We start from the raw sequence: 24,566 nt of genomic DNA on the forward strand, positions 1-24,566 counted from the left end.
AGTAACTACTTCCTATTTTTATTTTTGCCCAAAACGTTTAGGACAATATTGGTTATAAATGTATTCTTTTCCTGAGATGTTTTTAATAATTCTGTCTGAATTATAGTTATATGTGGCCTCAAAATTTTCGGAAATACCATTTATAATATGAGATTTAACAATTTTATCGGCTATGGAATAGATTGTGATCTTCATAGACTCTCATTTATTGAAAACTGGCCAGTCTGTCAGTTATGTTAATATGAATGACAGACTGGCCAGTATGCTTATTTCTTCTCAAATTTAGATATAAATGTTTTGCTTTCTGATACCATAATATTAGGACCGGATTTCCAATCTTGACAGGTATATGTATATGTGAGGGTATTTCCATCCATACTAATTGTTCCAACGGTTCTGTCGAGGTCACATTGCATTATTGAAAGCTTGTTGCCGTTTAAGGAGTATATATAGCCAAATTCTTCGGCATAGCCAAATTCTAAATCTTCGTCCTCCATGTACCATCTATCATCAAGCCAATCTTTCACAGTTGGTTCTCCTGTTACATCAGGTTTAACATCATACCATCTTCCATCATAAAGGAGGAAGCACATATTTCCTGAAACGAGCTTGTCGATAGAGGTAAATGACTGGTTCATAAGTTTCATACCATCACCTACTGAAAACGGACTGAATCCTGGGATTGATTCACCATCATCATAGGTCGATTCTGTACAAATCCACACACCTTCAAGGTTTGCTGTTGAGGGGTTGTCTTTGTCATCATCACTGCAAGATGTGAAAGTGATACATACAAGCGTCAAAATAAAGAGGCTTGTCAAGAATTTAAAATTCTTCATTGGTTTATGTTTGCTTTGAGTGCCTCTCATCCTCTGTTGGGGCGGTTAGAAATGTATGGATATAAAAAAGGTGTGAGGAATATATCTTGTTTTATCTAAATCTCAGGTCTTGGCGTACCTTTTGCAGCAGATAAAACAATAGCCCCACACCGATAGAGCATATCGAAATCCTCACGGATAACTATAAGCTACCGATGCAGGTGCTATTGCAAACCTTATCTTCGCTGCAAATCAAACCGCCAAGTTCGAGATTTGAAGATAAAATTTCAATAACACCTTTCATTTAAAATGTATCGGTTAAGTCGAGGATGACTCTTCATACCAATGCTTAACCGTTGCAAAAATAAGTAATTTTATTCAAATATTAAACCATTGGAAGATAAAAACGTCATATAAAAAAGCCCTGATACTGCCGATTTATGGAGATTAAGGCATGTCTGATAGATACTTATTTTGTAATTTTGTATCTAAAGGGCTTGATGTGAAGATATGTCAGGCTTTTATTTAAAACGTTGTTAAAAAACACATTTCTAACGGACTATGTATAAAACACTCAGAATTGCCGCATGTGTGATGGTTGGTGCTCTGCTGACGGTTTCGTGCCGGAAGGAGAAGGAAATCAACGTGTTCCATGAACTTCAGGATGTACAGAAACTTGTGTTGGCCGAGATGTCGCTCAATAAGGTCGGGACTATAAGTGATGTGGGAGCGAAAGGTGTCGATGCTTTCATCAATGGAATCAAGTTCGGTGACCGCATCGCTGCTTACTCTTTCCAGACATATATCGACGCCTATATAGACCTTTCGGAACTTAAATCGAGTGATGTGGAGGTCGATGAGAAGCGTAAGTTCATCAAGCTGACCCTTCCGGCGATACAGACTCAGTATATCGGCCGCGATCTCGGTGTGCAGGAAGAGCATTACCGAGTGACAGGGTTGCGCTCTGAAATCACCGCTCAGGAGCGCGCGATGCTCAAAGACAAGATGAGCGTCGCTCTAAAGAAAGATGTCGAGAACAACGATGAATACCGTTCGCTGCTTGTCAAGGAAGCGCAGACAAAAGCCAGAGGCTTTTTTACAATTCTTCTGAAAGAATATGGCTATGATTGTGAGATAAATTTTCGCAACTGACTATTAAACAGTCACTAAGTTAAATTTTAAGGTAGTTATTCAACGTATATTGATTATGATTAAGAAATATATAGGCATGCATCTGTCGGGTATCATATTTCTGGCGCTTATAGTCGTTGGTGCTGGAATGTTAATCTGGCGTAGTGGCGAAGGCTCGACCAATATGACCGTGTCTGAGACAAAACTCTCAGAGATAAAGGAGATGGTCAAACTTTGTTCGCTTGAAGTCCGCGACGATGTGGCCATAAAGGATTCAATCAACGGAAAATGGATTTTTGCCAAAAACACAATCAACGGCTATATCCGCTTTGACCTCGAAAAGATTGACTATCAGCTGAGAAATGATTCGGTGTTCATATTCCTCCCGCCCGAAGAGATAGAGGTTTATGAATCAAGTTCACCCAATTCCTATGAAGTTATTGACACGTGGGACAATACGCTCTTTGGTCTGCGCAAGATGACATCCGACGAGGAAACCGCAATAAAGGAGCGCATGGCTGATAGATATAAAGCTTCGTTCTATGAGAAAGGCTATGTCAGGCGGGCGCGTGAATCGGCTGTCAACACTCTCAGCCGTATGCTTGGAATGATGGACGGCAACATCACCGTTGTCGATCTCAAGCCCGAAGGCTACGGCTGGCACAGATAATTGTCTGAGGGATAAGTATATCCTAACAGTCCGGGTGACTTTTGCCTTTGTGGAAGGTTTGACTGACAAACGGCTTTGCCGATTGTATTGGAAACAAAAATAACAGACTCTCATTTTATCGGTCGAACCAAACGGCCTGAAATGAGAGTCTGTTATTTTTGTTTTCTATGAATTTTTGTGCCTTTACCAAGAAAGGCTGTGGTGCTTATTCCTGATTTGGAGCTTTGTCAATCAGGTCGAGGAACTGGTCAAGCTTCGGTGTGATGATGATTTCTGTACGACGGTTGCGCTGACGGCCTAACTCTGTGGAATTGTCGGCGATAGGATTGTATTCGCCACGTCCGGCCGCGCTCAGGCGCGAAGGATTGATGTCGAAATCTTTTTGGAGCACCTGCACGATTGAGCTTGCACGCAGGGCGCTGAGATCCCAGTTGTTTCGGATGTTGGTGCGGTTGATGGGCACAGGGTCGGTGTTACCTTCGACGAGCACGTCATAATCGTCGTAATCCTTGATGATTTTTGCGATTTTGCCGAGGGTCTCCATCGCACGCTCATTGACCTCATAGCTGCCTGACTGGAAAAGCATATTGTCGGCGAGCGAGATATAGACGACGCCTTTAAGTACCTTCACGTTGACTTCCTGCATCTCGTTTGCGTCGAGCGAACGTGTCAGCTTGGTGGTCAGGGCGAGGTTGAGCGAGTCGGACTTGGACTTAGCCTGTACGAGTTGCTTGATGTAGCGGTTAGAGGCATTGATTTCGTCGACGAGCTTGGAGATGTTGACATTGCCCTGAGTATTCTGGCTGATACTGTTGTCAAGCGATTTCTGAAGTGCGGCATAGTTGCGTTTCAGCTCTTCATTGTTGGCTCTTGCCTGAGCGAGAAGGCTTTCGAGGCTCTTGCCGTTGGCTCGTGTTTCAGCGAGTTCAACCTGCGAGGCGTTGTAATCGCGTTTCAGAGAGTCGTGCTCTGTCTGGAGAGCCGCATACTTTTTGCTGCTGACACATCCCGAAAGCGCCAATAGCGCCACGGTTGCTGCGATTGTCAATGCACGTAGTCTCATAATTCTTTTGTGTTAGTGAGTTGAATTGATTATCGGGTTATAATTGTTTTGACTCTTTCTGTTGCAATAGGTTTAATTTGGGCTTAATTCTTCCCATTGCATTGTTGGATTCGGAGTGGAGAGTTATCTGGAGGGACGGGGAGAGGTATTTTCTTTTTCCGACGGGCGGCGTTTTGCGAGATTGTCTGACAGTGCTTTCAGGTCAATCCGGCCATTTTTGACGGCCGAACGCATTATGCGCCGGTTGCTTCCGTCGCTATACGAGCCTTTTGCGCGCCAGATTAGATTGGCGATGAGTATGGCTTTTTCGTTGGTGGCTCTGCCTGTGACGGTATAGTAGTCATTGTTGACCACGGCATCGATATCTCCGGCCTGAATGGCAGCCATAAGACTTTTGCCCATCTCGCTTTTCATTTTATCCACCTCCCAGACAGGATAAGTGTTGAGATAGGCCACATCTTCGCCTTCTTCCTGAGTCAGCGTGGCCGGAATGAGGCGGTTGGGGTCATCGTCCTGTCCTTCGCCTTCGACAGCTTCGGCCGCAGTCTCCTCTGCCGGGCCTGTGAACTGCGGAAGGAAGACGACAAGAGCTATGACGGCGAGTATGGCTGCAAGTCCGCCCCAGATGAACAGATTGCGGCGTGGTTTGCCGGTCTTTTTCTCCGCGGTGTCATTATCATCGTCATTCTCTTGGTCAAGAGAGCTGTTGCTATAGTCTGTATTGTCGTCAATGGCCGCAGGGCTTGTTTCCGGCTCGTCATCTTCTTCCGGAGAGATGGCTGTCGGCAATGTAGCATCGATTTTTGGACGTTCGGCCTTGGCGTCGGCCGATATGTTTTCAAACAATGGTGCTTTCGTGGCCTTCTCGCTTGCGTCCGTGTCGGATTTTGATGATTCGAAGTTGGGTGCTACGGGGCGGCTGGTGATGCGCACGTCGACGTTGTATATTTCGCTGTCATCCTGTGTGACCTGACGGTGTGCACGGAATCCGTGGAAATTGCCTGAGTGCAGACGGTTGTACTCGGGAGTGTTTTTCTCGATTGAAATCTGCTGTTCGAACACACGTCCGTCGCCGAAGTCAAGCCGGAGTGTGACGCCTTGCTCCACAGGTTGCATCACAAGCTCAAGCTGTTCGGTGACAAGCATCTCCTCGGCCGGAGTCTTGAGCTTAAGAGGACGATAGTTGTTTGACTGGACCTCGATGTCGACCATGCTTCCGGGCTCAAGATCCTTTTCATAGAACTCTATGTAGGGTTCCATTGTGTTCACCGAGCGACCGTTGAGGGTGATGATGTAGCCGTTGAGCTGTTTTCCTTTGGCCGACAACACCTTCACCGGGATTCTGCGTTCGAAGCGTATGCCTGTCTGCGCCGGTGTGCGGATTATTATTGTCGAGCCGTCATACTTCGTGTAGGCCGAGGGTGTCCCTACGATGACATTTTCTTTATATGTGGTGAATCCTTCTTTTGCAAACGACAGTTCAAGACGGTCGCCGTCATATGCCTGATAGCTCGAAGCTGTCACACCTTCCGGGCATACGACGGAGTAGAGCTTGCGGATGGCTACGGTGAGCCGTGGCATTTTCACACCCGGTCTGAGCGAAGTTGTGGCCGACACCACTATTATACAGCGGTATTGACTGTAGTCGGGCTGGCAGGGGAACGAAAAGATTGATTCGAGTTCCTGTTGTGAGATGTATGTCCGGTAGGCAGCCTCCGCCAGTGGCGCAGACTCGTCAGTGTCTTGATATTTCCACGCTTCAAGGCGCAGAGGCTCGGACGGTATGCCGGCTTGTGTGAGCGCATTGTCAACGGCTTCGTCCGACAGGTTTTCCTCCTCGATAAGAGCCTTCTTAAGTTGGGCAAAGGCGTTCATCAGCTGACGGCCGGTGAGCGCACAGCCGTTTTCGACGAGTATCGATATCATCATATAGCCACGTTCCGGGCTGATTGTGTTGCGTGTGATCAGCGAGAAATAATGGCCGAGGGGAGATGACTGGAGTATATAGCATTCGTTGGCGTTCAGGAAACGCTTGATGGCTGCGCCGGGTTCGACCATTGTCGAATTCCAGCACGGGTCTATATCGCTGCCGGCGGCAGGATAGGAATATATGGTTCGCGTTGCTCCCTGAATTTCGCCTCTGAGGGCGATGTGCAGGTAGGAGTAGTGAGACATAAACGTAGATAATTGGCTGTAGATTTAATGGCAAAAGTACTAAAAATCTGTATCACAGCCAAACGCCCGGTCACATCTTCTGTGCTCGCGTCAGCTTTTCACCACGGCGCTTCCTCTCATTCGTAGCTCCATTCGGGGTGTAGGCGAGTGATATCGCTCCGAGTGAGGGTGGGGCTATTTCTTGCGGATGAGGGTGAGGCCGTCGCGGAGGGGGATGATTACGGTCTCAAGTTCAGGATGGGAGGCCACATAGGTGTTGAAGCGGTCGAGGGCGAGGGTCTGTGCGTCGTGGTTGGCTTTGGTGTCGGTCACTTTGCCGTCCCATAGCGTATTGTCGGCTATGATGAAGCCTCCCCGGCGCAGGCGCGGGAGCACGAGGTCGAGATATTCGACATAGCGTCGTTTGTTGGCATCAATATACACCAAGTCCCATATTTCATCAATTGTCGCTATAATCTCCTCGGCATCACCTATATGGAGAGTGATGCGGTCGCCTCCCGGAGATGTGGCGAAGAGGTCGAGCAGCTCGTCTTCCATCTCATCGTCGACTTCGATGGTGTGGAGCTGTCCGTCTTCGGCAAGACCTTCGGCCAGACAGAGGGCCGAATATCCGGTGTAAGCGCCAAGCTCCAGTACGCGGCTCGGTCTGACCATTGAGGCGAGCATGGAGAGCATGCGCCCCTGCAGGTGGCCGGAACACATGCGAGGGTAGAGGTGGCGCAGATGCGTCCGTCGGTAGAGACGGCGCAGGTGTTCGGGCTCAGCGCTGATGTGGCTGAGGATGTAGTCGTCGAGATTATCGCACATGGCCCATTATGAAAGCTTGAGCTGCAAGGAAATATGAGTTGAGGCCAAAGCCGGTGATAGTCCCTCGGCAGACGGGGGCTATGAGCGACGTGTGGCGGATTGCCTCGCGCGAAGCAGTGTTGGAGATGTGTACTTCAATTACAGGGGTTGTTATGCCTGAAATCGCATCGGCTATAGCGAGCGACGTGTGGGTATAGGCCCCTGCGTTTAATATAACTCCGTCGGCATCGGTGTTGTGGAGGAAATCGATGATGTCGCCTTCGTGGTTTGACTGAAGATATTCGATTTCGTCACCGTCGATCATCTCGCGGAGTTCCTGAAGATATGATTCGAATGTGCGCGAGCCGTATATTTCGGGCTCGCGTGTGCCGAGGAGGTTGAGGTTAGGACCGTTGATAATAAGTAGCTTCACTTTTGTCGGATGTTTAAGTCTGGTTAAGTATTATATGTCTGATTCAGTTTGCAATAGGCATCGGATGGAGTTCGAGAGTCCACACGGCGGCAGTCGACAGGCCCATCAGTATCAGTAATATCCAGCTGACGTATGACCGGCGCGGATAGGCGTTCCAAGCAAGCCACGCAGACAGCACCATGTAGAAAGGATAGATCCATACGAAGAGTTTCACGGCCTCGTCGCCGGCCGGAAGGTTGGCAAGTAGAAGCGGGAACGCAAAGACCGGAAGCAGGAATATGATGATGACCACTGTCATCCATAGGGGCGTTTTCATACGGGATGCTTATTTTTTATTGTTTTTCAGGTCGTCGCGATAGGCTTTTACTGTCCTTCTTATGCCTTCGGCAAGGTCTATCCGGGCCTTGAATCCGAAATCGCGTTCAGCTTCGGTGGTGTCGCAGTTCCAGTTGCGCTGGGCCATGATTTTATATTTGTCGGAGTTGAGGGTGACAGCCTGAAGTTTGGCAGCTCCATATTTTTCAGAAACCTTGCAGGCGATTTTAAGAGCCCACAGTGGAAGCCTCACCGGTATGACGAGCTTGCGTCCCAGCTCCTTGGCTACGATTTTACGGAACTCTCCTTGGGAGTAGGCCCGGGGTTCGGAGATGATGTATTTTCGGTGCACGGGGGCTTTTTCGAGCGCCTCGAAAATTGCACGCACAAGATCCTCGACATAGATAAACGTGAGCATCTGACGGCGGAATCCGACACCGAAATCAAAATGGGCATCAATGCTCTTGATCATCATCAGGTAGTCGCGCTCATGTGGTCCATAGACACCTGTCGGGCGGAGAATAATCCATGGGAATGATGCCGGGAGGGTCTGCAGAAGGGTCTCGGCCTTGATTTTGGAAAGTCCGTAGCGGGTGTTTGGCTGTGGTATCATCGAGCCAGTCAGAGGGGTGTAGTCCTTCTCATCACCCGGCCCGAGAGCCGAAAGCGACGACATGTAGATGAATCTTTCCGGAATCTGGCCGTTGGCGATTATCGCATCGCAGAAATTGCGCAGATAAGTGAAATTTATGTGGTTGAAATCACTGAAGTTCACACATTTTGTCGCACCGAGGTTATATATGATGTAATCCCAGTGGTTTCCTTCAAGCTCGCTGCGGAGTTTGTCAGGGTCATCATAGTCGAGGGTTATAAACCTGAGTGCCGGATCGGTCAGATAGCGTCGCGATGTCGATTCGCGTACCGCACACCAAGTTTCATATCCGCGTGAAAGAGCTTCGCGGGCGATGAATCCTCCGATAAAACCTCCTGCTCCAACAATTAATACTTTCATCCTTAATTTAAATGAGATGTCTGATTAAGAATTTTTGAAAAAACATCGGCATACTTGCTCGCTATAATCGGGGCTGCAAAGCGGTCGGCTACAGTCTGATGGAGATATTCGCGCGATATGTTGGCTTTTAGTGCCCATAATATACCGTGAGCAACATCAATCGGGTCTTTGTAGCGGGCTATGTAGCCGGTGCGCATGTGTTCGACAATGTCTGTGCGTCCATCAATTCCGAATGTAACGGGCAGAGCGCCTCCGGCCTGACCTTCGACAAGAGTGCCGCCGAGAGTCTCGTATAGCGATGTTGAAATCACCACTTTGGCTATGGAATACAGGTAGCGGATGATTTTGAAATCCCTGATCAGGCCGAAATGCCGGTGTGAGAACCGCAGGCGGTCGAGTGCCTGTGGATTTTTCATGTTTCCAAAGAAATAGACTGCGGTCTTACCTGCAATTTCAGGATAGTTGTCAAAGATATGATTGAGCGCGTCTATCGTATAGTCAAGTCCTTTTATCGGATCGTCGATGCGTGCAGCCCCGAAAAGCAGGATGTTAGGCTTCTGTGGCGGCATGAGTGAGTACAGGTCGCGCGGAGGAGTCGTGTAGAACTGCTCTATGGGAAATGGATTGTTGATTGTAAGGATGTCGCGTCCTTTCAGCAATGAGGAGTTCCGGGCGCAGTCTTCAAGCCATTTGCTGACGGTGACATAGGTCATCGGGACTTCGTTATAGACCTGTAGTTTCCTTTTCCAGCATTTATGTGAAATGTCGTTCCGGGATCCTCCTCCCGAAAGAAACCGGCAATTGCCACACTCGTCAAGATAGCGGTCACACTCATAGGCGTGGTGACACACACCTGTCATCGTCCACATGTCATGGATGGTCCATACGATTTTTTTGCCCATATGATGGAGCTTGCGTATGCCCTTGACGTTCATCAGCCCCTGATTGACCCAGTTAAGGCAGATTATATCGGCCTCTTTCACCCAAGGATGGTGATGGATGTTGAGGGCAAAATCACCGGTGGATATCTTAAAAAGGTTTTCCTTGTTGAATCCGAGAGCAGGAAGCATCGAAACGCGTTCCATCACGAAAGCCATGCTGCGTATGAAGCGCGAATATATATCCGAAATGGTTTCTTCTTCAGATGTTTTCGTAAAGACGACCATTCTGGCGTCGACGCCGATCTGACGCAGTGCCTGCATCAGTCTGAAGGTCACTATAGCTGCACCTCCGAGAGTGTCGGAATGGTTGACAAGTACTACTTTTTTCCCACGGATGTTTTCAGGAAGTGTGTCCGGACTGTAGATTTCGGTATTTGGAGGTTGATTCATTTTTTTGTCTGGTGTGACTGGGTTGTCGAGAATGAGAGTTGATTTCCTACGTTGATTAGCTGTAAGGATTTGTGTTGCAGCCGGGCTTCAAGATATTTTATTAATTCCTTTTCTTTGGCCGGTGGGAGTGGGGTGTTATATTTTACCAGCACCGTGTTGATTGTATCAAGGCGTTCGGTCGCTATGTTGCTGAATATCGTATGTGTGACGGCAAGTTCTTCCACTTGCGGGAATACGACCCTGATTTCTGGAGCTATACGTCCGGCAATCGTGTCGTTGATCTGGTTGATTGCAATTACGCTTTTCAAGGAATCAATGACCACCTGCTGTGCGGAAATCGAGGTCTGGGCAAGTTCATAGATGTCCTTGACGGTCGGGAGGCCGTTTTTGATTTCCGATAGGTCGGGGGAGTCGCCCTGTATGATGTTGAGGCGTGTTCCCTCAAGGCCGTAGTTCTTAAGTTGAGAGCTCATGGCGAGCTGAAGAGAGTCGGCGGGAAGTACTTTTCCGATAAGGGTGACCGTGATGACTTTTTCGCCGTGTTCGATTGTGGCCTTGCGGTTCAGGACCTGAGTGGCCGGAAAATTGAACTGCTGCGCTATGAATCTGTCGGCGTTCGTTGCGAATCTCGACTGACGGAGCATGTTGTAGGTGAGATAGAGAGAGGGCAGGAGGGTGAGGATGGAGACCGTATAGACGATATGGCGCACACGCCGCGAACGCTCCGGGTTCACAGCCACTACCGGCTTGTAGTGCATGATTTTTACTCCGATAAACGTTGACAGGGCGATGAATATCGAGTTGATGAGAAACAGATATGTAGCTCCGAAGAAGTAGCTCATCTGGAAGGTGGCAAGGCCGTAGCCGGCGGTACACAGCGGTGGCATAAGTGCCGTTGCGATGGCTACGCCCGGAATCACGTTTCCTTTGGATTTTGAACCGATGGCCACTATTCCGGCGCCTCCGCCGAAAAATCCGATCAGGACATCGTAGATGGTGGGCGATGTGCGCGCGAGAAGCTCGCTATGCCCTTCACTTACAGGAGATATGAGGAAATAGACAGTCGATGTGAGCATACTGAATCCTGCGGCCATCAGAAGGTTGCGCAGGCATCGTTTCAGCAGTTCGAAATCCTGCACGCCGATGCCTAAGCCGATACCGATAATCGGTCCCATCAGCGGGGATATGAGCATCGCTCCGATGATGACGGCTGTGGAGTTGGTGTTTAGACCGAGCGAGGCAATAAAAATCGCAAGCACGAGTATGAGCATGTTCGTGCCTTTAAATGATATTCCTTCGCGTATGGTCGCTTCTGCCTCCGATTGAGGAAGCAGGTCGTCAGCCATAGAGAAATACCTTACAAAATAGTTTTTTAGCGATGCCATGGCTTGCAGTAGATAACGGAGAGAGGTTGTCTGTGATTATGAATCGTAGCAGTCACATTGCCTGTCAGGGCGTGGCTCAAACGTAGGTGCTTGTTTTTTAGCCTACGGCTTTCTGCCTGAACTGTTCTTTGACCTCATCGACTACATTTATTATATAGTCACCGACTTTTTCAAGCGAGCCGATAATGTCCATATAGTAGATACCGGCCTGATATTCATAGTGATGTTCGTTTATGTTCTCGACGTTGGCCACACGGAGCTGGTTGCGGAGATTGTTGATTTCACGTTCGTGGTTATAGGACGTTATAATCTCCGTCTGGTCTGCGGTCTCGAAGTTGCGCAGGAGGAGCAGCATGTTGGTCATTGCCGCCTCGACGGCTATGAACATGGTGTCGATGTTGTTTGATATTTCCTCGTTGAAGTCCACATGGCTTTCCTGTTTGCGTATGAGTATCTTGGCCACGCCATAGCAGCAGTCGGCTATGCTCTCGATTTCGCTGACGATACGCAGCATGGCGGCTATGCGGTGCTTGCCTTCGTTTGAAAGACGGCCTTCAGAACAGCGGTTGAGATAGTTGGCTATCTCAATCTCCATGCGGTCTGAAATCTCCTCGTATTTTTCAATGCGTGAGAACTGTTTTGTAAAATCGTCTCCCTGACGGGTGTGGACGATGTTCTGGGCCATAGCAATCATTCGCTGTACGCGCTGGGCATAGACGACAATCTCTTTTTCAGCCTGTGTGATGTTGAGTTCTGATGCGCTCATGAGACCGCCGGAGATAAATTTGAGCTGGAATTCTTCGTCGCCCATATGCTTGGATGACACGAGTTTTTCAACCACTTTCACATAGAAGCCGGTGAGCCATATCATGATGGTCACATTGATGAGGTTGAATATCGTATGGAACATCGACAGGCCAAACGAGACACTGAACTGCATCTGTGCGATCTTGGCGAGAACCGGATGTCCTGCCGGAAGGCTGTTGTCGAAAATGCTGTTATAGAGCTGCGGGTCATTGGCTTCAAGCTCATTGACAAAGCCGAATATGCTGTTTGGGTCACCCTGTCCCAGCCATTTGGTGATGTCGACATTGAGACGGACAAAGGGATAGAAGACTGCAAGAGTCCATACGATACCGAAAAGGTTGAAGAGCAGGTGGCCCATAGCCGTACGTTTTGCGGCTACATTTCCGCTCATTGAGGCTAATAGCGGTGTAATCGTCGTTCCGATATTGCTTCCGAGAACCACCGCACAGGCGAGGTCAAACGAAATCCAGCCTTTTGTACACATTATAAGTACGATGGCAAAAGTGGCTGCCGATGACTGTATGACTGCTGTGAGCACTATGCCTACTAATACAAACAGTAGCACTGATATAAAGCCCATTGAAGCATAGCGCTCAAGGAACTCGAACATTTCAGGATTGCTCTGAAGGTCAGGTACATAGTCGCCTATCAGGTCAAGTCCCATAAACATAAGCGCGAAACCGATGAGGAATTCGCCAATCGACTTCTTCCGGCTTGCACTGGCAAAAAGCAGAGGGACGGCACACGCTATGACAGGCAGAATGAAAGCCGAGGTGTCGACTTTGAATCCGAACAGGGCTATGATCCATGCTGTGAAGGTCGTTCCGACGTTCGCACCGAAGATGACGGCCATCGACTGTGCCAGTGTCATCAGGCCGGCGTTCACGAAGCTGACAACCATCACGGTCGATGCCGATGAACTCTGGATAAGGGCAGTGATGACTATACCGGTCAGCATGCCGGTGAATCGGTTGCGGGTCATGGCCGAAAGAATGTTGCGCAGACGGTCGCCGGCTGCCTTCTGTAGGCCTTCACTCATTACTTTCATTCCGTAGAGGAACATAGCTACTGATCCCAGTAAGCAAAGTAGGTCAAGGAAGCTGTAAGTCATCTTCTAATGTATGAACGTGAAAAATCGGAGAATCCGGGATTTCTCACTGTGTGAAATCAGCCGGTTTCCCCGATGCAAATATACAGAGAAATTTTTAAATTTCCGTCAATGCCTCGCGCATTTTTCCTACCATATCGGCATACTCTTCATCTGACAGATATACTTCTCCGGGATTCATGCGGAACGTACCGCCATAGTCCGGTCCGTCGACATATTTCGGGGCGAGGTGGAAGTGAAGGTGGGAGAGCTTGTCGCTGTAGGCTCCGTAATTGATTTTTTCAGGGTGGAACACGCTGTCCATTGCACGGGTCACACGGGTCACATCTTTCATGAAGGCATTGCGCTCCTCGTCAGAAAGTTCGAAAAGATCGTTTACGTGTCCGTCATAAGCAACGAGGCAGCGGCCGTGGTAGGTCTGTTCCTTGAAAAGAAATACGCGCGAAACATCGAGCTTGGCGATTTCGATCATAAGATTGTGAAGAGTCTCATTATTGGTGCAGTAGAGACAGTCTTTGGGATCACTTTTCATGTCTTATAGGGTATTTTCTTGGTTAATGGATGGTCAGATTCTTAATATGGCTATTTCCTCGTATTGTATTTCAGATCCGTTGAGATAGAGCTTTGTAATGGTATGCGGGGGTGTTGCCTTTCCATTGCACACGGTGGATGATATGAAACTCATCCTCCTTGCCATCATGGCGGATTGTGAAAGTCTCGTCGAGATTCTCTGCGCCGTCAAACTCTCCGACATTAAGAAGGAGACTCCGGCCTGCAGAGGCGTTCCGGTCGTATCTGTTATAATACAGTCCGTAGAAACGGGCTAAATACATCCGGCTTATACGTCCGGTCTCCGGGCTCGGCGGGGTCTGTCTGACAGCGTATTCCTGATTCTTATAGATAAGTTTTATGTCACTGTCAGCCACACATCCTTCGCTGTCGGGCTGAAGTCGGCTTTTGCCGTCAATGTTCTGAATGTCAAACGTAACGATGACCGGTTGGAAATCATAGATCACATCGTCCTCCGCTTCATCGCTGTTACAGGAAACAAGCATTGATGTCACGAGGCAAAGTATCAACGGGAAAAGTCGGCGTAATGTCATGATGGCTGTGTTTTAAGATTAATATCCGCAAAAATAGGAAAATAACCAATCGCGACCAAATCTTTTCGGTAGAGAAAACTTTTGTCAGGTGAAATAAACTTAATAACTTTGCCCGGTCAAAATAAGACCGGGCCTGTCCGGGCCTGTCTATATCCGGTCGGCGGCATGTCAGCGCCCTGCGCTGCCGTGGAGTCATGACAGACAGACCTTTTAAGATTCAGATACTTAAATATTAAAACTTAAAATATTTACAAAAATATCCCATGTCAACATATACAGTTGAAGATCCGCGCAAGGTGACTACGCGCCGCCTTATTGAAATGAAAGCAAAGGGCGAGAAAATCGCCATGCTTACCGCATATGACTACTCTATGGCCAAGCTTATCGACGAGGCAGGAATGGATGCAATCCTTGTCGGCGATTCGGCCGCCAATGTGATGGCCGGTTATCCGACCACGCTGCCGATGACCCTCGATCATATGATTTATCATGCACAGTGTGTGGCCCGTGGCGTGAAGCGTGCGCTTGTGGTGTGCGACATGCCTTTCGGTACATATCAGGGAAATTCAATCGAGGCATTGAACTCTGCAATCCGTATCATGAAGGAAAGCGGGGCGGAGGCTGTAAAGATGGAAGGTGGATCTGAGATTATCGAGTCCATCGAACGTATACTCTGTGCCGGTATTCCTGTGATGGGTCATCTCGGTCTCACACCTCAGAGCATCAACAAGTTCGGCACTTATAACGTGCGTGCCCGCAATGAGGCCGAAGCTCAGAAGCTGATTGAGGATGCCAAGTTGCTTGAGCAGGTCGGATGTTTCGCCGTTGTGCTCGAGAAGATTCCGGCCGAACTTGCCACACGCGTGTCGGAAAGCCTTTCAATCCCTACAATCGGTATCGGAGCCGGCAACGGTTGCGACGGTCAGGTGCTTGTGATGCAGGACATGCTTGGCATCAACATGGGGTTCTCTCCGCGTTTCCTTCGTCGCTATGCCGATCTCGGAACAATCGTTGAGGATGCTGTCGGTAACTACATCAAGGATGTGAAGAGCAAAGATTTCCCCAACGAGAACGAGCAGTACTGATAAATCTGATAAAATAACGCTACACCCGGCACAGGCTGATGGAAAGTCTGATGCCGGGTGTAGTGTTTGTTATAGTTTTCCGTATGTACGGTTATCGGGCGATGAGTCTCACCGGAGTGCGGTGTTCGGCTGTCACGATAAAGTAGATGCCATAGGGGAGGGAGATTTCCATACCGTCGGAGACTTCGGGGAGAAGCATGACAGTGCGTCCGGTTGTGTCATAGATACGTCCTGCGGACTGCGTTGCACCACAGCGCAAACGGAGTGTGCCGGGATAGCTTTCAACCGAGAGCGGTGAATCTTCGTAGATGCCGTTGATGCCGGAATGGCTTATTGAAATAATGTTGGATGGTTCGGAAAGATAACCGAGGCGGCTGCTCTGTACGTAATAATTTTCGTTGTCACTGCCGTTGAAATCATCGATCACAGCGTAGTTCTCGTCACATTCGATTGTTTCTTCAATCATATTGCCGTTTACGAAGCGCTGGCGTGTGAGAAGATAGAAGTCGACAACTTCGGGGGCTTCCGACCATGTTGCCTTATAGGATGTTTCGGTTATGTCTGATGCCGGATAGGCTGTCAGACGGCTCAATGTCGGGGCTTCAAGAGCTTCGCCGAGAAGGTTGACCGTAGTGCTGCCTTTGAGATTCGCGTCATAGATAGTGATTTTGGCCGAGTGGCTTCCTGTTGAAGTCGGGGCGTAGGTGACCTGAAGCTGATAGCCGGTGGCTGCGTTGATGAGCGATGCGGAAATGGAGGTTGTAAGGGTCGGGGTAGATGCTGCCTGATCGAGAGTGAACATGTTGCGGTCAGTTCCGCTTATGCGCAGCGAGACATTACCTACGATGTTTTCACCGTTTATATATAATATAGAAGTGGTCTTCTTGCCTGCGGCCACCTGTCCGAAGTCGAGAGATGTGTTGTTGACAGGATTGATGAGTATCGGGTCGCCTGCCGGGATGTCGGATGAGCCGGGCGAGAAGCTTTCGCCGACCTTCGTGCCCCAGATATATTCGGCAAGGTCAGGGAAGTCGATATATGGGTTGCGGTTGTTCTGATATTCGTAGACTATTTCATTGCGGTCGACCTCTTTTTGGCTGACCGGGTCTTCCCTGTGCCATTTGAGCAGCAGGTCGAGTGCCCACGAGTTTAAAGTAGGGTAGTCGTTCTGCTGGAGCATCCATGTGCTGTTCCATGTCAGATTCTGATAGCATGTCACCATGTAGAAATATGCTCGTGCAAAATCTCCTTTGTATTCGTCGGCCGGCTCATATACATACTGTGCGCCGCCTCCTTGTCCTGATACGGGATAGCCGATTTTGCTGACACCGTTGTCAAACTTGGGATTAGCAGCGGTCACGCCAAGCGGATAGTTGCTTTTGGCTTGGTTTGCAGGGCCGTCGGCGGGATAAAGATGGTTGAGGTCGACATAGGCAGGTGTGTATTCGACACTGCCGTCGAGTTTCCACCAGCTTTTGGGGAAGGCGTGTTCGCGGTTTAGACCGGAGAACGAGGGGGCGAAACGCTGGACGTTCGAGTACATATCCCACCACTGTTTCGACTCGGGATAGACATCGGTGCGCTCGAAATAGCGAGGAAGATTGCTGTAGCTCGACACCGGGGTGTGCGGATTGATTACGTCGAAGACTGCGGTCTTCAATGCTGCTCCTGACTTACCTTCAAGCCGGGAATAGTAACCGGCAGGGATCTCGGCTATCATCGTGGGAATAGCCATTGATACAGTAGCCGTCAATGAAAAGAAGCGTAGTGAAAATCTCATGTAAAAACGGTTGAATAGTGATGAAAAAGGTCTGTCAGAATCAGACCGTGTTGTATGCTAAGCTATAAATATGGTAGAATCGGCTGTGAGTGTGATGATATGGGGCGGAGGTGGAGACAGCCTCTAAAAAACAGGAGAGAGGGGCGGAGCTGAAGCACGTGTCAGTGCTTCAGCTCAACCTTATGTGTTGGAGGAAGTTCGCGGTTACGCTCTGCAACCGCGTCGATTACTTCGTGGGCTAAGTGGGAGAATGCGTGTGCGGTCAATCCTTCGGTCAGAGCTATCGGTTTGCCTGAATCTCCACAGTCGGCTATAGACCCTACGAGTGGAATCTGGGCAAGAAGTCGCACACCGAGTTTTTCTGCGAGTCTGACACCACCTTCTTTGCCGAAAATATAGTAGCGTTCGTCGGGATGTTCGGCAGGAGTGAAATAGGCCATGTTCTCGACTACTCCGAGGACAGGAACATTCACTTTCTCTTCACGGAACATCGCTATGCCTTTGCGGGCATCGGCAAGGGCTACTTCCTGAGGTGTGGTCACGACTACCACTCCGGTGATGGGAAGTGTCTGTACGAGTGTGAGATGGATGTCGCTTGTGCCCGGAGGCATGTCGATGACAAAGTAGTCAAGCTCGCCCCAGTCGGCATCGACTATGAGTTGCTTCAGTGCGTTGGAGGCCATTGAGCCGCGCCAAAGGACGGCCTTTTCCTTGTCGACCACAAAGCCGATTGACAGGAGTTTCACGCCATAGCGTTCGATGGGTAATATGAGCTGGCGTCCGTCAACCTCGTGGATATATAGCTGCTCGTCTTCGATACCGAACATTTTGGGCATCGATGGTCCGAAAATGTCGGCGTCGAGAAGGCCCACTCTGTAGCCTTCGGCTGCGAGTGACACTGCGAGGTTGGAGGCGACGGTCGATTTGCCCACTCCGCCTTTGCCGGAAGAGACACCTATGATGTTCTTTACTCCGGGAAGTACAGGCGTATTTTGGGGGGCGGGTTGCTGTCGGGTAGCGACATTCACCGTGACTTTGACTTCGGGAGAAATATATGTGTGTATGGCGGTTTCGGCTGCACGCACCATTGACTTGATAAACGGATCGGTCGGTTTGTCGAATATGAGTGAGAAGCTCACACTGTCGCCGTCAATGCGTATATCGTCCTCGACCATCTCGGCTTCGACAAGATTTTTGCCGTTGCCCGGATAGCGGACTGTCTGAAGAGCATCTGTAATAAGCGCTGGATAAAGTTGCATGAATGGTGTGGTATTATAGGGAAAGAATGGGTTGATGGATTAACAAATTTTCACGCCGGAAGGTTCAATCCTCCTGAATATTTGTTTCCGAAAACGGATCGGCTGATGACTGGAGGATTCCACGTCCGAAGGAGCGGTAGGTGTCGGGTTCGATGTCGACCTCAGGTTCGTCAAGCGCTATGCTTGCGTCAGGAAGTCGCCACGCGATGTATTTGCTCGGGATTCCACGACCCAGCCACTGCTGTTCGTAGTAAGTCCGTATGGGCGGTACTATAGCGTTGGCCTCCGAATTGTAGAGGTCGGCTGTGGCGTGGAGCGGACGGATTGAATTATGGTCAAGCATCGCGGTTGTATATGCGAAGAGGAAGGGGCTGTCGGTCTTGAGGTGTATCACTCCACCCGGAGCAAGGACCTGACGGTAGATGTCGAGGAAATGTGTGCCGGTGAGCCGTTTGTTGACTTTCTTCATCTGTGGGTCAGGGAAGGTAATCCATATTTCGGCGACCTCGCCCGGGGCGAAAAACCGTGGGAGCAGATGGATTGATGTGCGCAGGAAGGCGACGTTGGTTAGTCCGAGTTGGTCGACCTCCTTCGCGCCGGTCCACATACGTGCCCCTTTGATGTCGATGCCGATGAAGTTGCGGTCGGGATAGAGTTTGCCCATGCCGACTGCATATTCGCCTTTTCCGCATCCGAGTTCGAGGACTATAGGATTTGAATTGCCAAACACATCCTTACCCCAGTTGCCACGTAGCGGACAGTCGCCCTCATTGTCAAGAACCGACTGGGGATATTGATAGACGCAGCCGAGTGTCTCCATCTCGGCAAATTTTTTCAGTTTGTTTTTTCCCATCTGTCGTTTATGTCTACTTCATGTTTTGTTTTGCCTGAAAAGCAAGAGCATAGAGACGCATCTGCTTTACCATGGCGAGCAGACCGTTGGAGCGGGTGGGCGACAGGTGTTCCGAAAGGCCGATGTCATCAATGAAATGGAGATTGGAATTCAGGATGTCGTCAGGAGTCTGGTTGTCAAGTACCTGAATCAGAAGCGAAATTATACCTTTGACGATTATCGCGTCGGAATCAGCCGTATAGTGGACCTTGCCTTCGGGTGTGAGCTCGGCGTTGAGCCATACACGGCTCTGACAGCCTTCGATGAGATGGTCGGGGGTTTTGTATTTCTCGTCTATCTCCGGAAGATTGTTGCCGAGGTCGATAATCATGGCGTAGCGGTCCATCCAGTCATCGACTTCTGAAAATTCGTCGACAATGTCGTTCTGTATCTGGTCAATAGTCATGTTGTCAGTGAAATTTTATAAACATATTATTTCGCAAAAGTACAAAATTCCCTTGTCATTCCATAACAACGGAATAATATATAGACTGTCAAATCCGATGATAATTTTTTACTTTAGAATAAAATTCATATCTTCACGGTCTCGAAAATGGTAACTGATATGAAAAAGATTGCGATATTTGCATCAGGCAATGGCTCGAATGCCGAGAATATAATAAGATATTTTCAGGAAAAAGAATCTTCGGGTGAAGTGGCTCTTGTGGTCTGCAATAAGGTTGGGGCAAAGGTTTTGGAACGGGCCGGGCGTCTCGGTGTGGAATCGGTCGTGATGTCAAGGGATGAGATAAATGACCGGCAACGTATGCTTGGAGTCCTTGACTCACATGGAATTGATATCATTGTTCTTGCCGGTTTTCTACTGATGATTCCGGAGTTTCTGATTGAGCGTTATCGCGACAGGATTGTCAATATTCATCCGTCACTTCTTCCGAAGTTCGGTGGAAAAGGCATGTATGGACATTATGTCCATGAGGCTGTTGTGGCTTCAGGTGAGAATGAGACTGGTATTACCATCCATTATGTCAGCGAAATATGTGATGAGGGTCGCATAATTTTTCAGGCCCGTACACCGGTTTTGCCGTCGGATACGGCAGATGATGTCGAGAAGAAGGTGCATGACCTCGAACGCGAGCACTTTGCCCGTGTGATAGACGAGACTTTTTGTGGGCTTTAGAATTGCCCGAATTGTTTACGATTGTCATGCCGGTCTGTATAATCGTATTATATTATATGTGTTGTTTACGGAATGGTGATAGGTGTTTTAAACGTCGTTTCATGTTTTTTGATTAATTTTGCAGTGTGAAATGACAGAATTATTATGATTACATTAGTTCACCCGGAAACGACAATCACCAAAGACAAGATAATCTCCTTCTTCTGGCAGCATCTTCTATTACTGCTATCATTGTTTATAATGACTTTCGGTGTGTCTCTCAGTGTGAGATCCAACCTTGGAAGCAGTGTTATATCCACTATTCCGTTTGTGATGTCGCTTGTCGGAGACACGGGTAAAGCACCGGGACTTACTATCGGAGAATATACGTATGTGATGAATTTTCTCCTTGTAGGCATGCAGATACTGATACTTCGGCGTCGCTTTCATCTCGTGCAGCTTTTTCAGCTTGTCATCGGTTTTGTATTCGGATTTTTATTGGATATAAACATGTGGCTGACATCTGTTTTTACTGGTGACGGTCTGATATGGCAGACTGTCATGCAGTTGATGGGATGTCTTGTGTTGGCTGTAGGGATATCTTTGGAAATACGGTGTGGCTCAGTGACCATGCCGGGCGAGGGTATAACGGTTGCTGTGACAAAGGCGAGCGGTATTCCGTTTGCAAAGGCCAAAATCTTGGTTGATATAAGTCTTGTTGTGATAGCTGTGGCGTTGGGCTATGTCTATTTCGGACAATGGCAATGGCATGTGGTCGGGATAGGGACATTGATTGCCATGATTTTTGTCGGCGCTACAGTCAGATTTCTTGACCCGCATATGGAATGGTTTGACCGTCTTATGCACTGCCGTCCCGGCTTCAGGCGTTATGTATATGGCCTTGCGAAATATATCTACAGACGGTTTAACTAAATCAATCCCTGATAATTCTCCATAAGAATAATTCCCACGGCTTAACCAATGAAGGCAAAGCCGTGGGAATCGTGTGTCATACATTATTATGGTTTTCGAGGATATAATGGAAAAAAGTGTTTTATGTCAGGTTTTTGGGTCTGTAGAAAAGGTCTGTAGACTTCTGTTAAGTCTGTAGGATACAGGGTTAGTTATAAGTCATTATCCGTACCGGCCCTAATAAACCTGATGATTGAAGAGGCTCATCAGAGCGGACCATATCGAAGTTTGTCCAAGTCGCTCTTGATGAGGGTGGAAGTGCTGCATCACCAATCAGTCTGTTGCGCCAAGTGTTGACAACTTCGATTTCAATCGTGTTGTTTCCTTTGGTCAGAAATTCTGTTATATTGACACGATAAGGATGTGTCCACATTCCTCCGGCGTATTTTCCGTTTATTTTTGCTTTTGCCATGACCATGACTTTACCAAGGTCCAAGTAGGTTTGTCCGTCGGGGATTTGCGGGAGATTAAACTCGGTGGTGTAGACTGCTTTTCCGGAATAGTTGGCAATAGCCTTATCCGGGTGGGTGCTCCAGTCGATCATAGAGTCTGTCACGACGGGTTGTGCCGGTCCTTGACGCTTAGCATCAAAATTTATAGTCCATGTTGAATTTGTCAGATCTGCTATGATATCCGGTTGGGGATAATTAGTCGTGTATGTCGCGGGTGCGACTGCATCGTCCCGGAATACGATAAATGCACTTTCAAGCGGTTCAAGTTCCAACGGGATGGTGATACCTTTTCCGGAATTCACAGAGTTGAACTGCGGAAGCGTACGGATTGTGCCATTGGTCGCATCCCATAATTGGGGAACAAACCTGTCATCTACGCGAAATGTAGGATTCAAGGATATTTTGTCTTCGGTCGGGTTTGCGACGAAATATATTTCGGCATCATCAAGGGTGCGATGTATGAAAAGAGGAGTCGGTTCTCCGTTCTCTACTGTGAAATCCGGTTGGATATCCAAATCGGAGAAAACTTCCGACAGCACAGTTGTCTCATCCCAGACTTTTCCCTTCATGTATTGGTTGACTTTCTTGCCGGGTATCCACATGCGTTTTGCAATGTCGGCCACTGTCTTGTCAGCATCAGGATAGTTTGCAAGACTTGGTGAGCGGACCGGAGACGGGCCGACTACTGTCAAGCCGTCCTTTACGAAACGTTCGATACATTCAAGCATTTCAGGGCGCATCGTATCCTGCGAAGGCAGCACCAGAACCCTATATTCCATCCCGCTGTCAAGAATCAGTCGACCGTCCTTGACCTTGGCATGATTCTTAAGGATGTCTGCGTTGATATAGTCAAACGAGTAACCGTCAGGAAGCGGCGGATTGCATTGTCCTGTCATTTTAGGTGCGTCTTCACCGATGAAGTAGGCAACATCGGCCACGTAGCGACCTTGCTGGAGGAGATAGTTGCAGCGACGAAGATAGTCGGTGAAGACATCGAGTTGTTCAAACCACGTATTTTTGCGGTTGAATTCATTTCCGAACCATGCTGCTATACCGGGCTCTTCAGGTGTTTCCATCTGATGGATGAAAAGATGGAGCAGAGAGGCATTGATTCCTTCGGTAAAGAATCGGTCGACGCGCTGTTTCATGACATTCGGGTAACGGCCGAATGGATTTCCGGCTGCCGTACACGACTCTGACCATATTTTATTTTTACCATATATATGTCCGCATGATGATGCCGCGCGGTTCTCGATGTCGCCTAATGTGCCTTCGCTCCAGTATTCACCGGCTATTTCATCGCTTTGGCCGCCATAAAGCAGAAACTCGCTTGGGAATCCCCAATGTCCGTAATTCTCCAGCCATGTGGTAAGTCCGTGTTTGTTTGAAATTTCTTTCAGTCCACCGACATATTCTGATGCGATGAGGTCGGCTACGAGTCTGCGCAAGTCCCACAGGAAACGGTCTGACAATTCGTTGTCACCGACCGGGATGCCTTTGAGCACCGGAAGATACGGCACAGGTGAGTAGCCATATTGTTCCGTAAATTTTTCAATCAGCCCGTCGGTCCAGTTCTGTCCTCCTGTTTCATAACTGTCTTCGACAACTATACGGAATGTCTTGCGGTCTTCGGGTGGAATTCGGCGTAAGATTTCTCCGATATATGCGTCGAAATGGCTTTGGAGGTGTTTTTTGCTCATTTTATCGACTTCAAGGCCTGTGGCAGCCGGGGTTGCAGGGGAATTCGTAACACCTGTGGTCGCCATTGCGATACGTGAAATCACCCAACGTCCCTCAGGAACGTCCCATTTCAGTTTGCCATTGTCCATAAATGAAGTCAGAACGACAACTTTTTCCGGGTCTATAGTCCAATTTGATGTTGTATAGACGGGTTGTTCAGGCCACATGTAGTAGTCCCACATAGGCAATGGTTCCTGACACATTTTTGCGAGCTGTTTTTCAGCCGTCCGTTCGATTTTGGGACTTTCTGAGAGCGTTACAGCCATTTCGATGGCTTCGTTGTTTCCCACTTCGAGTACCACTTCGTCTGTTTGGGTTTCAGGTATGGATATGACGATTGGGGCGTAAGGATTGAATCCCACTATGTTCTGGTCATTGAACCGGTCGATATCAAAACGTCTCAACTCTTCCAGATTTCCGTTTATTCTGGCTTTAAGCACAGCTTCTGTGCGTATAGGCTTGTCGACTTCAACGACCAGACTGCGTAATGTCTCAGGTTTGTCGAGTTTCATTGAGGCCACCAGTGGCTTGCCTTCGGTTTTTCGTAGAGTCCATGTTCTGGAGAAAGCTTCGGAATCAAATACCGGATAAGCTATAACAGCCTCGTCCTGACAGGCATTCTCGATGGCCGGTAGCGTTATGTTCATCATTCCGGGGCCTTCGACTATTGTGTCGGCTGATACAATGTGCCTCATTGATTGTTCAGGTGTGATCCACGGGCCTCCTGACTGACTCCAGCCCGGACAGTTGAATATGCCAATTTCAATGTCAAGTTCACCGGCAGTCTTCAATGCTTGATGAAGAGTCTTCCACCAGAGTTCACTGTTGTAAGTCGCTTCGCCGTTTGGAAGGCCGTCAATCCCGATCATGCCTATTTGCGCACGTGTTATCCCTGCCTTCTTCATGGCCTGCAGGTCTTTGATGACCCCTTCTGGCGATAGGTTGTCATTGAGCCAGTACCAGTAAGCTGCAATACGGATAGAATCGGGTGGGGTCATGAAGCCCTTTTCAATCGTGGCGATTGATGCAGACGAAGGCTTTTGGGTACAAGCAGTCTGTATGATGCAACTGGTCGCTGACAGCGCAATTGAGAGAATCAGATTGTTTAACCGCATGGTGATTTGAAAATGTG

General features: G+C 48.6%; 22 protein-coding genes. 5 read left to right on the top strand and 17 right to left on the bottom strand.

Annotation, left to right across the window (positions count from 1 at the left end; translation table 11 throughout):
- Positions 1 to 266 precede the first annotated feature (266 nt).
- Positions 267 to 839: a hypothetical protein gene (locus QZ311_RS08235; protein ID WP_297066576.1), complete on the bottom strand. Its 573-nt coding sequence runs from the start codon at positions 837 to 839 to the stop codon at positions 267 to 269.
- A gap of 540 nt (positions 840 to 1,379) precedes the next feature.
- Here QZ311_RS08235 and QZ311_RS08240 point away from each other — a divergent pair.
- Both QZ311_RS08240 and QZ311_RS08245 read left to right on the top strand, forming a co-directional pair.
- Positions 1,380 to 1,970, top strand: coding sequence for a DUF4230 domain-containing protein (locus tag QZ311_RS08240; RefSeq protein WP_297066579.1), 591 nt, complete (start codon positions 1,380 to 1,382; stop codon positions 1,968 to 1,970).
- A gap of 55 nt (positions 1,971 to 2,025) precedes the next feature.
- A complete protein-coding gene (locus QZ311_RS08245; protein WP_297066581.1) occupies positions 2,026 to 2,619 on the top strand; it encodes a DUF4230 domain-containing protein in 594 nt (197 codons plus the stop codon).
- Positions 2,620 to 2,824: 205 nt separating this feature from the next.
- Here the strand turns inward: QZ311_RS08245 and QZ311_RS08250 are convergent, their stop codons facing one another.
- The 11 genes from QZ311_RS08250 to QZ311_RS08300 form a co-directional block, all read right to left on the bottom strand.
- A complete protein-coding gene (locus QZ311_RS08250) occupies positions 2,825 to 3,682 on the bottom strand; it encodes an OmpA family protein (RefSeq protein WP_297066584.1) in 858 nt (285 codons plus the stop codon).
- Between the two features lie 123 nt (positions 3,683 to 3,805).
- A complete protein-coding gene (locus QZ311_RS08255; RefSeq protein WP_297066587.1) occupies positions 3,806 to 5,857 on the bottom strand; it encodes a hypothetical protein in 2,052 nt (683 codons plus the stop codon).
- Positions 5,858 to 6,031: 174 nt separating this feature from the next.
- Positions 6,032 to 6,664, bottom strand: a complete 633-nt coding sequence (locus QZ311_RS08260; RefSeq protein WP_297066589.1) for an O-methyltransferase — start codon at positions 6,662 to 6,664, stop codon at positions 6,032 to 6,034.
- Complete coding sequence (locus tag QZ311_RS08265; RefSeq protein ID WP_297066592.1) at positions 6,654 to 7,076, bottom strand: type II 3-dehydroquinate dehydratase; 423 nt, start codon at positions 7,074 to 7,076, stop codon at positions 6,654 to 6,656. The genes QZ311_RS08260 and QZ311_RS08265 overlap by 11 nt, the downstream gene beginning before the upstream one ends.
- Before the next feature lie 43 nt (positions 7,077 to 7,119).
- Entirely contained in the window at positions 7,120 to 7,392 is a 273-nt protein-coding gene (locus tag QZ311_RS08270) for a hypothetical protein (RefSeq protein ID WP_297066595.1), read from the bottom strand.
- Positions 7,393 to 7,401: 9 nt separating this feature from the next.
- Positions 7,402 to 8,403 (bottom strand): NAD(P)-dependent oxidoreductase, encoded by a 1,002-nt coding sequence (locus QZ311_RS08275; RefSeq protein ID WP_297066599.1) that lies wholly within the window; start codon positions 8,401 to 8,403, stop codon positions 7,402 to 7,404.
- 2 nt (positions 8,404 to 8,405) lie between these two features.
- The gene (locus QZ311_RS08280) at positions 8,406 to 9,734 is read right to left on the bottom strand and encodes a glycosyltransferase (RefSeq protein ID WP_297066602.1); all 1,329 of its coding nucleotides are present in this window, start codon (positions 9,732 to 9,734) and stop codon (positions 8,406 to 8,408) included.
- Positions 9,731 to 11,119 carry a TIGR00341 family protein gene (locus QZ311_RS08285; protein ID WP_297066605.1) on the bottom strand — a complete coding sequence of 463 codons (1,389 nt, stop codon included), beginning with the start codon at positions 11,117 to 11,119 and terminating at the stop codon, positions 9,731 to 9,733. The genes QZ311_RS08280 and QZ311_RS08285 overlap by 4 nt, the downstream gene beginning before the upstream one ends.
- 97 nt (positions 11,120 to 11,216) lie before the next feature.
- Positions 11,217 to 13,037, bottom strand: a complete 1,821-nt coding sequence (locus tag QZ311_RS08290) for a Na/Pi cotransporter family protein (RefSeq protein ID WP_297066608.1) — start codon at positions 13,035 to 13,037, stop codon at positions 11,217 to 11,219.
- Positions 13,038 to 13,131: 94 nt separating this feature from the next.
- Entirely contained in the window at positions 13,132 to 13,566 is a 435-nt protein-coding gene (locus QZ311_RS08295) for an HIT family protein (protein ID WP_297066610.1), read from the bottom strand.
- 70 nt (positions 13,567 to 13,636) lie between these two features.
- Positions 13,637 to 14,137 carry a hypothetical protein gene (locus tag QZ311_RS08300; RefSeq protein ID WP_297066619.1) on the bottom strand — a complete coding sequence of 167 codons (501 nt, stop codon included), beginning with the start codon at positions 14,135 to 14,137 and terminating at the stop codon, positions 13,637 to 13,639.
- Positions 14,138 to 14,400: 263 nt separating this feature from the next.
- Here QZ311_RS08300 and panB point away from each other — a divergent pair, with 263 nt between their 5' ends.
- Positions 14,401 to 15,222, top strand: coding sequence for a 3-methyl-2-oxobutanoate hydroxymethyltransferase (panB, locus tag QZ311_RS08305; RefSeq protein WP_297066622.1), 822 nt, complete (start codon positions 14,401 to 14,403; stop codon positions 15,220 to 15,222).
- 91 nt (positions 15,223 to 15,313) lie between these two features.
- On the opposite strand, the gene QZ311_RS08310 is transcribed toward panB, so the two are convergent.
- From QZ311_RS08310 to QZ311_RS08325, 4 genes are all read right to left on the bottom strand, one after another.
- Positions 15,314 to 17,002, bottom strand: coding sequence for an endonuclease (locus QZ311_RS08310; RefSeq protein WP_297066624.1), 1,689 nt, complete (start codon positions 17,000 to 17,002; stop codon positions 15,314 to 15,316).
- Positions 17,003 to 17,163: 161 nt separating this feature from the next.
- Positions 17,164 to 18,261 (bottom strand): Mrp/NBP35 family ATP-binding protein, encoded by a 1,098-nt coding sequence (locus tag QZ311_RS08315; protein ID WP_297066627.1) that lies wholly within the window; start codon positions 18,259 to 18,261, stop codon positions 17,164 to 17,166.
- A 64-nt stretch (positions 18,262 to 18,325) separates the two neighbouring features.
- The gene (gene trmB, locus QZ311_RS08320; RefSeq protein WP_297066630.1) at positions 18,326 to 19,114 is read right to left on the bottom strand and encodes a tRNA (guanosine(46)-N7)-methyltransferase TrmB; all 789 of its coding nucleotides are present in this window, start codon (positions 19,112 to 19,114) and stop codon (positions 18,326 to 18,328) included.
- Positions 19,115 to 19,127: 13 nt separating this feature from the next.
- Complete coding sequence (locus QZ311_RS08325) at positions 19,128 to 19,559, bottom strand: SufE family protein (protein WP_297066633.1); 432 nt, start codon at positions 19,557 to 19,559, stop codon at positions 19,128 to 19,130.
- A 159-nt stretch (positions 19,560 to 19,718) separates the two neighbouring features.
- Between QZ311_RS08325 and purN the strand changes: the two genes are divergently transcribed.
- Together purN and QZ311_RS08335 are read left to right on the top strand one after the other, a co-directional pair.
- Complete coding sequence (gene purN, locus QZ311_RS08330; protein WP_297066636.1) at positions 19,719 to 20,291, top strand: phosphoribosylglycinamide formyltransferase; 573 nt, start codon at positions 19,719 to 19,721, stop codon at positions 20,289 to 20,291.
- Between the two features lie 144 nt (positions 20,292 to 20,435).
- Positions 20,436 to 21,203 (top strand): DUF6198 family protein, encoded by a 768-nt coding sequence (locus QZ311_RS08335; protein WP_297066638.1) that lies wholly within the window; start codon positions 20,436 to 20,438, stop codon positions 21,201 to 21,203.
- A 187-nt stretch (positions 21,204 to 21,390) separates the two neighbouring features.
- Here the strand turns inward: QZ311_RS08335 and QZ311_RS08340 are convergent, their stop codons facing one another.
- Complete coding sequence (locus tag QZ311_RS08340) at positions 21,391 to 24,549, bottom strand: glycosyl hydrolase (RefSeq protein ID WP_297066641.1); 3,159 nt, start codon at positions 24,547 to 24,549, stop codon at positions 21,391 to 21,393.
- Positions 24,550 to 24,566: the final 17 nt, after the last annotated feature.

Source organism: uncultured Duncaniella sp. (assembly GCF_910578445.1).
Lineage (GTDB): Bacteria > Bacteroidota > Bacteroidia > Bacteroidales > Muribaculaceae > Duncaniella.

What these genes read in the sequence shown, in the direction of transcription:
- QZ311_RS08235 (WP_297066576.1), bottom strand. Translation starts at nt 839, where the DNA reads ATGAAGAATTTTAAATTCTTGACAAGCCTCTTTATTTTGACGCTTGTA.
- QZ311_RS08240 (WP_297066579.1), top strand. Translation starts at nt 1,380, where the DNA reads ATGTATAAAACACTCAGAATTGCCGCATGTGTGATGGTTGGTGCTCTG.
- QZ311_RS08245 (WP_297066581.1), top strand. Translation starts at nt 2,026, where the DNA reads ATGATTAAGAAATATATAGGCATGCATCTGTCGGGTATCATATTTCTG.
- QZ311_RS08250 (WP_297066584.1), bottom strand. Translation starts at nt 3,682, where the DNA reads ATGAGACTACGTGCATTGACAATCGCAGCAACCGTGGCGCTATTGGCG.
- QZ311_RS08255 (WP_297066587.1), bottom strand. Translation starts at nt 5,857, where the DNA reads ATGTCTCACTACTCCTACCTGCACATCGCCCTCAGAGGCGAAATTCAG.
- QZ311_RS08260 (WP_297066589.1), bottom strand. Translation starts at nt 6,664, where the DNA reads ATGTGCGATAATCTCGACGACTACATCCTCAGCCACATCAGCGCTGAG.
- QZ311_RS08270 (WP_297066595.1), bottom strand. Translation starts at nt 7,392, where the DNA reads ATGAAAACGCCCCTATGGATGACAGTGGTCATCATCATATTCCTGCTT.
- QZ311_RS08275 (WP_297066599.1), bottom strand. Translation starts at nt 8,403, where the DNA reads ATGAAAGTATTAATTGTTGGAGCAGGAGGTTTTATCGGAGGATTCATC.
- QZ311_RS08280 (WP_297066602.1), bottom strand. Translation starts at nt 9,734, where the DNA reads ATGAATCAACCTCCAAATACCGAAATCTACAGTCCGGACACACTTCCT.
- QZ311_RS08285 (WP_297066605.1), bottom strand. Translation starts at nt 11,119, where the DNA reads ATGGCATCGCTAAAAAACTATTTTGTAAGGTATTTCTCTATGGCTGAC.
- QZ311_RS08290 (WP_297066608.1), bottom strand. Translation starts at nt 13,037, where the DNA reads ATGACTTACAGCTTCCTTGACCTACTTTGCTTACTGGGATCAGTAGCT.
- QZ311_RS08295 (WP_297066610.1), bottom strand. Translation starts at nt 13,566, where the DNA reads ATGAAAAGTGATCCCAAAGACTGTCTCTACTGCACCAATAATGAGACT.
- QZ311_RS08300 (WP_297066619.1), bottom strand. Translation starts at nt 14,137, where the DNA reads ATGACATTACGCCGACTTTTCCCGTTGATACTTTGCCTCGTGACATCA.
- panB (WP_297066622.1), top strand. Translation starts at nt 14,401, where the DNA reads ATGTCAACATATACAGTTGAAGATCCGCGCAAGGTGACTACGCGCCGC.
- QZ311_RS08310 (WP_297066624.1), bottom strand. Translation starts at nt 17,002, where the DNA reads ATGAGATTTTCACTACGCTTCTTTTCATTGACGGCTACTGTATCAATG.
- QZ311_RS08315 (WP_297066627.1), bottom strand. Translation starts at nt 18,261, where the DNA reads ATGCAACTTTATCCAGCGCTTATTACAGATGCTCTTCAGACAGTCCGC.
- trmB (WP_297066630.1), bottom strand. Translation starts at nt 19,114, where the DNA reads ATGGGAAAAAACAAACTGAAAAAATTTGCCGAGATGGAGACACTCGGC.
- QZ311_RS08325 (WP_297066633.1), bottom strand. Translation starts at nt 19,559, where the DNA reads ATGACTATTGACCAGATACAGAACGACATTGTCGACGAATTTTCAGAA.
- purN (WP_297066636.1), top strand. Translation starts at nt 19,719, where the DNA reads ATGAAAAAGATTGCGATATTTGCATCAGGCAATGGCTCGAATGCCGAG.
- QZ311_RS08335 (WP_297066638.1), top strand. Translation starts at nt 20,436, where the DNA reads ATGATTACATTAGTTCACCCGGAAACGACAATCACCAAAGACAAGATA.
- QZ311_RS08340 (WP_297066641.1), bottom strand. Translation starts at nt 24,549, where the DNA reads ATGCGGTTAAACAATCTGATTCTCTCAATTGCGCTGTCAGCGACCAGT.